Below are 10008 nucleotides of genomic sequence, written 5' to 3'. Positions count from 1 at the left end.
TTATCAGCATGCTCAATAAGCGTTGATAATACAGCCTGATTAGGAGCTAACCCAAGTGCCGCAGCAAGTTCACTTACAAGTGTCTGCCGCATGGTTTCCAGTTTGCCAGCCTCAATGATGAGCAATTCCTCCTGTTTAGTCACTTGCTCAAGCTCTTTAGGGTTAGCTGCAACCAGGATTTCACGTTTCTTCCGGCTTAAACGCAAAAGCGCCTGATAGATTCGAAGCATCTGATTCAAAAGAACAATCATTTTTTCCCACATAGCTGCCATAATGGTAACAGCCTCCTTTACTAGTACAGGCGCTCATTTTTTGAATAGGCAATGATTCTTTCGGCAAGTTCTCGCGAGTCGACCTTATACTCGCCTTTGGCGATTTTATCTGTCAATTCTCGCACTTTAACTTCCCGGACTTCTGGCATGTTTTTTATTGCCCGGAGATATTGGCTTATTTCCTGAGCATGGTTAGATATAATGACTTCGTCAGGGCGCTGGGTCGAACTTACTCCTTGGTTCTTAGCCCCTTTAGACACTTTCGTTTGCTCACCATAGACTTTAGCTATATTGGGGATATTTTTTATATTCATACGGCACCTCACAACTCAGGAGTTCTTACTTTGATTATCGTTAAAAATGGCGGGGTTATTAATCCCCACCACAAGCAATTAGAGTGAATTATTAAGTCTTATTACTGGATTTCGCTATTTTATTCAAAATATCAACGATCTTTATCTTCCACTACTTTTCCATACATCCGTGAACGCCGCTGGTAAGGCAGTACTTCTTGCTGTTCGTGGTGTTCGATGGCTTTCATCTGATCCAGGATATTTTTGCTGCATTTATCACACAGCCGCCCCTCATCAATTAATGTTCCGCAGGTTTCACAAGGATAAGAGATATCACAGCCCACGATGCGGCCACTGCGAATCAAACGCAAAATTACCTTATGTTTAACTCCGGTAGCTTGGTGAATTTCCTCCAGAGTAGCTTTGTCTACATCACGCAGATATTCGATGACTTTTTCCGCATCAGCTTCTTGTTTGCGGTAACATTCTGGACAAACTTTTGCCGCATTTTCGACATACACTCTGCCACATTCAGAACAATTCGCAAGTCCCATGAGTAGCCCCCCTTTTTTCCTTACCGTTATTATATAGTATTTTCACGCTATAGCCTAGGCCTTTAGACTTATTTCTAAAATATTAGGCATTTTTTTATAAAAGCAAGCAGGATTATGACGTTTTTTGGCTAATTACTTTATTGCTTATTTTACGTTTTTTGCTTTGGTTAAATTATGGAAATCCTAGGCAATGCCTATTATGCTGGTTTCCAATGAAAGGCAGTTTGTCGTGTATATGCTGACGCTGATGCAGGATCCCGAAGTTTATGCCGCTGATACGGAAACAGTCAATGGCATAATTGCTAACTTTATGCAGCTTATTCAACTAAAAAACGCCAAATTATTTTTGCACAGCCATCAAGTAGCTAATTATGCGGTCAGTGTTGCCGCCAAAATGAGACTTCCCCGGGAAGAGATTGAGCGTATCCGTTTGGCCGCACTGTTACACGATATTGGACATCTTACTGTACCCAATCAGGTACTGGCTAAGGTACCATATTTATCGACCCGTGAGATGAGTGTGTACAAAAATCACTGCAATGCCGGCAGTTGCATGCTGGAAAATATCCCCTCATGCCAAGAGCTGATTCCATATATCCGTTTTCATCATGAACGCTTTGACGGCACAGGCTATCCTAAGCGACTCAAAGGCGTAAACATTCCGCTCGGCGCACGTATTATTGCGGTGGCCAATCACTATGACCGGTTTATTAATCCATGTACCCAGCACTGGGTCAAAACCAAAGATGAAGCCGTCCGCGAGCTTTTGAGCCTGTCAGGCATGGCCTTTGATACTGAGGTAGTTCGGGCATTTATTGACGCCCTGGGGTAATTTACCGCGCCCCGCTGGCCAACACCAATCCGTTGACGGTTCGGGCCCCAGCCTTTTTAAGTTCTTTGGCACATTCATCCATGGTCAATCCGCTGGTAAAGATATCATCAACTAACAGAATATGTTTTCCAACTATTACTTCAGGGCGCGTTACCGTAAACGCGCCTTTCATGTTTTTGCGGCGCTCTTTGAGACTGAGCTCCCATTGGGGCAAGGTAGGAGTTGTCCGGGCAAGCACATCGTGCCAAATCAGGTTTCGCTGTATCGCCCAGGGTTTAAAAATCAGCACAGTCTGGTTAAAGCCACGTTCTCGCAGACGCTTAAAGTGAAGCGGCACAGGTACCACGGCTTCGATATTATGGTATTGATCCGGTGTAATGCCATAGTCCAACAGATACCTAAGTTTGGCAGCCTGACGGGTATTGCGGCGAAACTTCATGTCTCGGATGAGACGCTTAACTTGACCGTTATAGTCAGCCACCGTCAGGCAAGTATCCAGCCAGGTAAGATGATGTATAGGCAGTGATACTTGCCGTACGGCAACAATGGCAGCAAGACAGGCTTGGCACCAGGCATAACGATCAGCCCACCGACCGCAAGCCGGACAGCGCTGGGGAAACAGCAGATCAAGCAGGGCTTGCAGCCAATCCTTTAGCATAACGGTTCACCCTGAAGCCGTTCAGCCAGCAGCGAATACCGTCGACGGGTTCGGTCGCTCATAACCGCTGTGTTGAGGGCTGCTTTACTGCCCAACAATATGACCCGTTCTTTGGCCCTAGTAACGGCAGTGTACAGAAGATTGCGCTGCAGCATGATATGATGGCCTGGAGTAAGCGGCATGATAACCACCGGATACTCACTGCCCTGGCTTTTGTGAACACTCATCGCATAGGCCAGGGTCAGTTCATCATGTTCGCCTTTCTCATACACGACATCATCTTCCGGGTAACGAACAAGCACTTTACCGTCAGCAATAGCAAGAATATAGCCAATATCACCGTTAAAAACCCTTTTGGTATAGTTGTTGCGAATCTGCATCACTTTATCCCCTTCCCGCAGCACCTGATTAACGCCCTGGATGTATTCTTTACCATCCTTAGGCGGATTGAGTGCTGCCTGTAGAAGGCGATTGAGGTTCTCAACCCCGCATGGCTGGCGATGCATCGGCGATAATACCTGAACATCACGCCAACAATCATACCCCTCCTGCATAAGCTCAGTTTGGCACAAATCCACAATAGCCTCGGCCACTGCCTCGCTATCCGCGATTTCGCGAAACTGAAAATCCTTACTGCTGAATTCCGGCAAGCGCCCCCGGTTAATCCGGTGAGCGTTCAGTACAATCATGCTTTCGCCTGCCTGACGGAATACTTCGGTAAGCCGTACCACCGGAATAGCACCAGAACGGATTATATCCTTGAGCACTGACCCGGGTCCAACTGCCGGAAGCTGGTCAACATCACCTACGAGTATCACCCGGCAGCCGTCCGGCACGGCCTGTAAGAAATAGCTCATTAGCAGCATATCCATCATCGAAGTTTCATCGACAATCACTACATCTGCATCCAGTGGATTGAACTCATCCCGGGCAAATACCGGCTCGTCATCCGATCCTCCCCCGGCTTCAAGCAAGCGGTGAATGGTCATCGCACCGCGCCCGGTGGTCTCAGCTAGCCGTTTGGCAGCCCGGCCTGTCGGTGCTCCCAATACGATTTTTAATCCTTGCTGCTCAAGTAACGCTAATATGCCTTTAACCGTGGTTGTCTTTCCTGTTCCCGGTCCACCAGTTAATACCAACACCCCGTGATTCATCGCTGCCGCCAGTGCCTCGCGCTGGGCCTCTGCCAGCGTAACGCCGGCAGAGACTTCCCACTGGCTCACCAGCTGTTCTGGATCAATGTCAGCAAGAGCCCGGGCCGAGGCTTTCAGTCTGAGCAGACGGTCTGTCACCATTTTCTCAGCCCGGTAGAGGTACCGCGGATACACCAGTGTCAAACCGTGAAAATCTTCGGTATACAGCTTGCCACGCTCGATTTGCTGTCTGATAACAGCGGCGATTTCGGCTTGATCGAGATTGAGAAGTTTGGCGGTTTGTTCGGTAAGGATCTCCTCAGGCACACAACAATGTCCAGCCTGTCCGATCATCTGCAGTGAAAACTGTATCCCGGCTGCCATCCTGGAAGGGTGATCCCGATCAAACCCCAAGGCGTTGGCAATCTGATCGGCAATGCGAAAGCCAATTCCTTTTACTTCTTCGGCCATGCGATAGGGATCTGACTGCAGTACAGCAATCGAATCTGAGCCATAACAGGCAAAAATCCGGGCAGCATATGCACTGGTGACACCATGCATTTCTAAAAACAGCATAACTTCTTTTAGTTCAGCCTGTTCAGCATAGGATTGGCGAATTTGCTCCAGCTTCTTGCTGCCAATTCCCTCTACCTCGGCTAAACGGTGCGGGTAACGCTCAATAATCTCCAATGTGCGGGCGCCAAAATGCTTTACCAGTCGGGCAGCCATAGCCGGACCAATGCCTTTAATTGCCCCCGAGGCTAAAAATCGCTCAATTCCCTGCTCGGAAGTTGGCGCTATACGTTTGCAGGTCGTAGCTTTGAACTGCCGTCCATAACGGGCATGCTCCACCCATTCTCCAGTCAAATTCACTTGTTCGCCGATAAGCGGGGCAGGAAAACTGCCAGTTACGGCCACGGTTGTCGTTTCCCCCGCCGGTTTAAGGCGAAATACAGTAAAGCTGCCATCGGCTGCTTGAAATGTTATATTTTCAACAATACCTTCCAGTTTATTATCCACTGCGCTAACTCCCATATTTACTTAGGAATATCCAAACATAAGTTCCTTGTTTTAATTCGCACCCCCTACGAAAAGTCCTGCATATTTTTACATTGCTCTGGCAGGATTTTTCTCATAAACCGAGTACATTATACAAACAGTGCATTGAAAATTAACAACTGTGAGGCCTATGCATATGAAAGAAAGCATGTACACCTACCATTACTTCCTACATCGAGCCATTAAGCGCCCATATCGCATCGATGGTCTTATTTTTCAGCTGGTACTCCTATCGGCTGTTGCCTATATGTTTATGGCACTTTATCTTAATCTGTAAGTAAACTGTTAGCCTCGCTAAACGCCATAAGCAAAAATTCCCTGGTTACCATTACCGGTAAGCCAGGGAATTTTGCTTATTCTACAGTCTTTCGGCGATAACCTTAGACAGATCGTGAATGCTGACAGCCAGTGTTTCCAGTCTTGTTTCAATGCGCACCAACAGGTAGATGGCTACTACCATCGGAAAGCCATAACTAGAAACATAGCTAAGCATCTGTTCCATCAGGTTCACTCCTTCCACCAGAGCACCACAGCCTATGCTAGAGCGCTCCTTTCGTAATAGCTACACCAGTACCACTGTTTCCCGACTGCTTATCCGGGCTTCCACTTGGCCTGTCAAGGTGCTGCCTTTGATGACAAATATATTTTTGTCAATAATCTCCTGCATCACCGCCTGCACCTGAGCCAATGTTACATCCGCTTTGGGATCAGCAACACTGATGGTTGTCTCTTTACCCTCACTGGTGAGAAATACCATTTGCAGGGTCTTAGTCATGGTTACGCCTCCTTTCTCAATAGTAGACTGAGGTCAAATATCGCACAACTGGATACATGATAGGAACGCAGATTACTGATTTACGAGGTTGCTCGAGTCTTGGCGGACAATGTCCACCAGCGCGTGCTCCTGCAGTCCTGCCAACCCTTCGGCTACAGCAAACACATCGCTATCGGCTGCACTCGGATTGACATTCGCGAAGGTCCGATTCCGGTAAACCGGATTACCAGACGTATTGATGCCGGTCTGCACTTTGAGAATTAATTTGCCACTTTGCGGCATTTTTACTACTGCCATACTGCTCACCTCCTTACACTCTCATACATTCCAGGAAAACGTAATTTTAAATGGTCAAAATACGTTTTTTCACTAATTCCTGCTTTACGCGGGCTAACCCGCGCTGACGCAAGCTATAGACTGCCTGGGGGGTAATCCCCAGTTCTACCGCGATATCCGCTAGCCGAGCCTCCCCTACAAGCGTTTTAACAACAGCCGTCTGCTGTCTGCCAGGCAGAGTGGCTAACGCCTCTCTGATGGCTGCCACGACAAGATTGGCCTCAGCTTCTGCTGCTACATCATCGTCTGCCGCCAAAGTATCTAGCAAGTTTGGCATTTCCTGATCCTCGCCCAAAGTATTACCTGTCAAAAACACTTCCTGCTGCCAGCGTCGCCGTTCCCGTTTGAACAAATTCCACACCGCATACCTGACCCGACTCTCAACATATCCAGCAAATCGGACTCCCGCGGACGGGTTATAGCTTCGTACAGCCGCTACCACTGCCAGCCAGCCTTCGGCGATAGCTTCTTCTTTTATCCCGGCCACATGCGGCTGATTGGCATACTTTTTCACCAGCCCGGCAAACCGCCGACACACTTCCGCAAAGGCCGCCCCGTCTGCCCCCTCTTGCTGGGCCTGTAACACCAACTGTTCCATACTCATGATCCTCACCTATTGGCGAGGAACCGGTTCCTCAAATTAGCGCTTGGCTACAAAGTAACATGACTGGTGAGAAAAAAACAAAAGCCATCCTGGCTCAGGTCAACACCTGAGTCAGGATGGCTTGCTACCTATGGATTTACCTCGTTTCAACCTAGTCGCCAGTAAGCTCCAGCCAGGCTGTATATTTCTCATCAAGCGCTGCTTGCCTGGCGGCATATTCTTCAGCCAGCTCCCGGCTGAGCACTGCATCGGTATGACTAGCCGGATCGTTAAGTCTGGCTTCCAGGGCGGCTAACTCATGTTCCAGCAAGGCAATCTCGGCCTCCAGCCTTTTCGCCAGTTTAGCAATGTCCGGTTTACGCCAACTAGCCGCTTTGCCTGTGGCAGTCTGCGCTGCGGTTTTTGATTTGCTGTCACTCTGCTTTTTTTGCCCAGCAGCCTGAACAGCCGCCTGAGCAGCCTCCTTTTCTGCTGCCGCTTTTTTATCGCGGTAATAGCTGTAATTGCCGGCATACTCTGTCACTAGCCCATCCTTAAGCTCGACAATACGGTTAGCCACTTTATCCAGAAAATACCGGTCATGAGACACGGTCAAAAATGTGCCGGGAAAATTCATAATCGCTTCTTCCACAGCTTCCCTGGCCGCAATGTCCAGGTGGTTGGTCGGTTCGTCCAAAATAAGGAAATTAGCCCCGGTCAACATTAGTTTTAACAACGCCAGACGTGCCTTTTCCCCTCCGGAGAGATCGCCCACCAGCTTGTACACATCGTCACCGCGAAACAAAAAGGCACCAAGATAGTGACGAGCCCGCTCTTCACTAAATGCAAACTCACGCATAATCTCATCAAGCACCCGATTGGTAGCAGTCAGGTTTTCATGCTCCTGGGCAAAATACCCCAGCCGCACCCGACTCCCCAGCTTGACCTTGCCGCTCATTGGCTCCAGTTCACCAGTTAACAGCTTTAACAGAGTTGTCTTGCCAGCCCCGTTCGGACCAACCAGAGCCACCCCGTCCCCCCGGCGAATCAGTAGCGACACACCATTCAACACTTTTCTCTCCCCATAGCCAGCCTCAGCATCCACTAGTTCAGCCACCCGTTCTGCGCATTCAGCCGGGGGATTAAAAGCAAAAAAATCAAAACCGGTCCCTGTTTCCGGACGGGCCAAGCGTACCAGCCGATTAAGCTGACTTTGCCGCCCTCTTGCCTGCTTGGCTTTGATCCCGGCCCGGTAGCGATCAATATACGCCTCGGTTTTGGTGATAAAAGCCTGCTGTTTGTTATAAGCCCTTTCCTGGGCTGCCAGCTTTTCTGCCTTTTTCTCCAAATATTCACTGTAGTTCCCAGTATAATCAGCCAGCGTGCCCTGCTCGATGGCCAGGATTCTTTCGGCTACTTTATCTAGAAAATATCGGTCATGAGAAATTACCAGCACAGCACCGGAGTAACCTACCAAAAATTCTTCCAGCCACTCCACCATGCCTAAATCCAGATGGTTTGTCGGTTCATCCAAAAAGAGAAAATCCGGCTGCCGAATCAGCGCCCGCGCCAGACATATCCTGGTTTTTTGCCCACCGGAAAACTCATGGGTCTGCCGCGCCAGATCCTCTGCGGAAAATCCCAAGCCAAACGCCACCCGCCGCACCATGTTTTCATATTCATAACCACCGCTACGTTCAAACCGTTCAACGACATAGGCATACTCTTTCATCAGTTTGTCCAGCTTGTCAGCATCGGTTTCCCCAGCAATAGCGACCTCTAGACGCTGCATATCCTGCTGCCATCCCAACACATCCCCATAAGCTCCCAACAGTTCATCATAGAGAGTGTTACCACCCAAGCCGGTATCCTGTTCTACATATCCAATCCGCTCACCCGGAGTTAATGTTACCTGTCCGCTATCGGGTTTCTCCAATCCCAATAAACAGCGCACTAACGTTGTCTTTCCCACACCATTGGGGCCAATTAAACCTACTTTTTCCCCACGGCGGATTTGAAAATTTATATCAGTAAAAATAGTTTGTATGCCATAGGCCTTACTCAAGCCGCGAACTTCCAGTACACTCATTTGTTACCTCCTATATGCCTCTTATTATTGTAACGATTCCCAGCTAAATGTACAAGCCTGCCACTACCCCTTTAGCACTACTTGTAAAAAAATTACTTTTCTGTTAATATGGTAGTAACCATAGAACGTATGTTCGAAGTATGATAGGAGGTAATTGTTATGACCTACCCTTTGCCTGCACCGGAGCATATTGCTGCCATTGTCCCCTGTTATAACACGTTAGGTGACAATACAACCATCATAACCTGTGATGGCAGCACCACAATGCTTGCTTGCCGGGTTCGCGCTGTAATTGGGCGTCTGGCCAAAAGCCGGGCCATTGACTTGGCTGCGCTCAAAGCCAGAACCCGGGCCGATACCGAACGAAAAAACCTTGAGCCACTGCCCTTGGCTCCCGGTCTTGTCCTGGTTCCGGTGAAAGTTCGCAAGCCCCGGGTAGCTGGTGACACTACAACCGGCTACGTCAATTTCCATGCCGTTACTGCAGTCTGCATCAACACAAATAAGCCTTACCAGACAACCATCACGCTGTCTGGCAAGACTAAACTCCCAGTGCTCTGGACAAATGCTACCGTCAATCGCCAACTGACGCTAGCTCGCCTGGCTGCCAGTACAGCCCCCACCCTCAAGCTGGCGCAGCCAACAAGCACGTTTCATGAATCCTTTTCGAGTTATACACCTGAACTGCTTTCACTGGCAGTAAAGTTGGCCGATGTTTTTCATGAGATAATAAATATCAAACAAAGCCGAGAGCAAGCTAATGTGCCTCACCCTGAGAAGTAAGTTGTGACTATTGTAAGCGCAGTGTGTGCTTAGCCCCGGTTAGCGTTCTTCTTTTCCCCGAATTACCACTTCCCGGTGGCTTTGCCGCAGCAAGGAAGCCACTACAGCCATAAACTGTTCAACCTTTAGTCTGCTGGTCAAATCAAGCACATGCACCACCGCTCCCCGGCACAGCGGCAAAACCTCAGTTACCGGGCGCGCCGCCCGCTCACTGGTTACCACGGTTAACGCCGGTATTTCTTCTGCCAATCGCGTTAAAATAATGGGTGTCAGATCATCAGAACCACAGTCCACAACAACAGCGTCACATTCCTGCCCGCCATCAGCCATTTCATTGGCCAAATACCGCATCAAATCCTCCACTTCATATTCCATATTGCGTACCAAAATAACCAGGCTGGCTCCAGGTAACCGGACAAACGCAAATGTACTCACCCAGTTTCGGACATCACGCAAGAGATGCCACAAACCATAAAGTGCCAGCGAAACCATAATAACGCTAGCCGAATAGGATAAAAACAAACAATCCTACCCCCTTTGCCTTGGGATAGGATAGTGTATGCACCGCATGATAAAAATGTTATTTAGGTTCTTTGTCAAATATTGGGGTAAAGCATAAAGTGTAGTGGAGCAGGGGATAT

General features: G+C 48.7%; 14 protein-coding genes. 3 read left to right on the top strand and 11 right to left on the bottom strand.

From position 1 onward, the window contains the following. The 3 genes from flgN to AC29Z1_RS08155 all read right to left on the bottom strand — a co-directional run. Positions 1–272: flagellar export chaperone FlgN (gene flgN / locus AC29Z1_RS08165; protein ID WP_488270965.1), on the bottom strand; the 272-nt coding region annotated here is incomplete at its 3' end. A 20-nt stretch (positions 273–292) separates the two neighbouring features. Continuing rightward, positions 293–586, bottom strand: coding sequence for a flagellar biosynthesis anti-sigma factor FlgM (gene flgM / locus AC29Z1_RS08160; RefSeq protein WP_488270964.1), 294 nt, complete (start codon positions 584–586; stop codon positions 293–295). Positions 587–717: 131 nt separating this feature from the next. Further along, the gene (locus tag AC29Z1_RS08155; RefSeq protein WP_488270963.1) at positions 718–1119 is read right to left on the bottom strand and encodes a flagellar protein; all 402 of its coding nucleotides are present in this window, start codon (positions 1117–1119) and stop codon (positions 718–720) included. A gap of 190 nt (positions 1120–1309) precedes the next feature. Here AC29Z1_RS08155 and AC29Z1_RS08150 point away from each other — a divergent pair, with 190 nt between their 5' ends. Beyond that, positions 1310–1951: an HD-GYP domain-containing protein gene (locus AC29Z1_RS08150; protein WP_488270962.1), complete on the top strand. Its 642-nt coding sequence runs from the start codon at positions 1310–1312 to the stop codon at positions 1949–1951. A 1-nt stretch (position 1952) separates the two neighbouring features. On the opposite strand, the gene AC29Z1_RS08145 is transcribed toward AC29Z1_RS08150, so the two are convergent. After that, positions 1953–2609: a ComF family protein gene (locus tag AC29Z1_RS08145; RefSeq protein WP_488270961.1), complete on the bottom strand. Its 657-nt coding sequence runs from the start codon at positions 2607–2609 to the stop codon at positions 1953–1955. Then, on the bottom strand, positions 2603–4777 hold the full coding sequence (gene recD2, locus AC29Z1_RS08140; RefSeq protein ID WP_488270960.1) for an SF1B family DNA helicase RecD2: 2175 nt from the start codon (positions 4775–4777) through the stop codon (positions 2603–2605). The genes AC29Z1_RS08145 and recD2 overlap by 7 nt, the downstream gene beginning before the upstream one ends. Before the next feature lie 160 nt (positions 4778–4937). Here recD2 and AC29Z1_RS08135 point away from each other — a divergent pair, with 160 nt between their 5' ends. Further along, complete coding sequence (locus AC29Z1_RS08135) at positions 4938–5078, top strand: hypothetical protein (RefSeq protein ID WP_488270959.1); 141 nt, start codon at positions 4938–4940, stop codon at positions 5076–5078. A gap of 81 nt (positions 5079–5159) precedes the next feature. On the opposite strand, the gene AC29Z1_RS08130 is transcribed toward AC29Z1_RS08135, so the two are convergent. The 5 genes from AC29Z1_RS08130 to AC29Z1_RS08110 all read right to left on the bottom strand — a co-directional run bounded on the left by AC29Z1_RS08130 (position 5160) and on the right by AC29Z1_RS08110 (position 8584). Continuing rightward, positions 5160–5303 carry a YvrJ family protein gene (locus tag AC29Z1_RS08130; RefSeq protein WP_488270958.1) on the bottom strand — a complete coding sequence of 48 codons (144 nt, stop codon included), beginning with the start codon at positions 5301–5303 and terminating at the stop codon, positions 5160–5162. A gap of 60 nt (positions 5304–5363) precedes the next feature. Further along, a complete protein-coding gene (locus AC29Z1_RS08125; RefSeq protein WP_488270957.1) occupies positions 5364–5576 on the bottom strand; it encodes a DUF2922 domain-containing protein in 213 nt (70 codons plus the stop codon). Positions 5577–5648: 72 nt separating this feature from the next. After that, the gene (locus AC29Z1_RS08120; protein ID WP_488270956.1) at positions 5649–5873 is read right to left on the bottom strand and encodes a DUF1659 domain-containing protein; all 225 of its coding nucleotides are present in this window, start codon (positions 5871–5873) and stop codon (positions 5649–5651) included. Positions 5874–5919: 46 nt separating this feature from the next. Further along, a complete protein-coding gene (locus AC29Z1_RS08115; RefSeq protein ID WP_488270955.1) occupies positions 5920–6510 on the bottom strand; it encodes an RNA polymerase sigma factor in 591 nt (196 codons plus the stop codon). Between the two features lie 157 nt (positions 6511–6667). After that, entirely contained in the window at positions 6668–8584 is a 1917-nt protein-coding gene (locus tag AC29Z1_RS08110; protein WP_488270954.1) for an ABC-F family ATP-binding cassette domain-containing protein, read from the bottom strand. Positions 8585–8743: 159 nt separating this feature from the next. Here AC29Z1_RS08110 and AC29Z1_RS08105 point away from each other — a divergent pair, with 159 nt between their 5' ends. After that, positions 8744–9367, top strand: coding sequence for a hypothetical protein (locus tag AC29Z1_RS08105; RefSeq protein ID WP_488270953.1), 624 nt, complete (start codon positions 8744–8746; stop codon positions 9365–9367). 39 nt (positions 9368–9406) lie between these two features. Here AC29Z1_RS08105 and AC29Z1_RS08100 read toward each other — a convergent pair whose 3' ends face one another. Beyond that, positions 9407–9889 (bottom strand): hypothetical protein, encoded by a 483-nt coding sequence (locus tag AC29Z1_RS08100; protein ID WP_488270952.1) that lies wholly within the window; start codon positions 9887–9889, stop codon positions 9407–9409. Between the last annotated feature and the right edge of the window lie 119 nt (positions 9890–10008).

This window comes from Sporomusa sp., assembly GCF_057736855.1.
Note: the sequence above shows the minus strand (reverse complement) of the source record. Positions and strands in the feature narration are given on the sequence as shown.

Coding starts and splice junctions, on each gene's coding strand:
- flgM (WP_488270964.1), bottom strand. CDS start 586: ATGAATATAAAAAATATCCCCAATATAGCTAAAGTCTATGGTGAGCAA.
- AC29Z1_RS08155 (WP_488270963.1), bottom strand. CDS start 1,119: ATGGGACTTGCGAATTGTTCTGAATGTGGCAGAGTGTATGTCGAAAAT.
- AC29Z1_RS08150 (WP_488270962.1), top strand. CDS start 1,310: ATGCCTATTATGCTGGTTTCCAATGAAAGGCAGTTTGTCGTGTATATG.
- AC29Z1_RS08145 (WP_488270961.1), bottom strand. CDS start 2,609: ATGCTAAAGGATTGGCTGCAAGCCCTGCTTGATCTGCTGTTTCCCCAG.
- recD2 (WP_488270960.1), bottom strand. CDS start 4,777: ATGGGAGTTAGCGCAGTGGATAATAAACTGGAAGGTATTGTTGAAAAT.
- AC29Z1_RS08135 (WP_488270959.1), top strand. CDS start 4,938: ATGAAAGAAAGCATGTACACCTACCATTACTTCCTACATCGAGCCATT.
- AC29Z1_RS08130 (WP_488270958.1), bottom strand. CDS start 5,303: ATGGAACAGATGCTTAGCTATGTTTCTAGTTATGGCTTTCCGATGGTA.
- AC29Z1_RS08125 (WP_488270957.1), bottom strand. CDS start 5,576: ATGACTAAGACCCTGCAAATGGTATTTCTCACCAGTGAGGGTAAAGAG.
- AC29Z1_RS08120 (WP_488270956.1), bottom strand. CDS start 5,873: ATGGCAGTAGTAAAAATGCCGCAAAGTGGCAAATTAATTCTCAAAGTG.
- AC29Z1_RS08115 (WP_488270955.1), bottom strand. CDS start 6,510: ATGGAACAGTTGGTGTTACAGGCCCAGCAAGAGGGGGCAGACGGGGCG.
- AC29Z1_RS08110 (WP_488270954.1), bottom strand. CDS start 8,584: ATGAGTGTACTGGAAGTTCGCGGCTTGAGTAAGGCCTATGGCATACAA.
- AC29Z1_RS08105 (WP_488270953.1), top strand. CDS start 8,744: ATGACCTACCCTTTGCCTGCACCGGAGCATATTGCTGCCATTGTCCCC.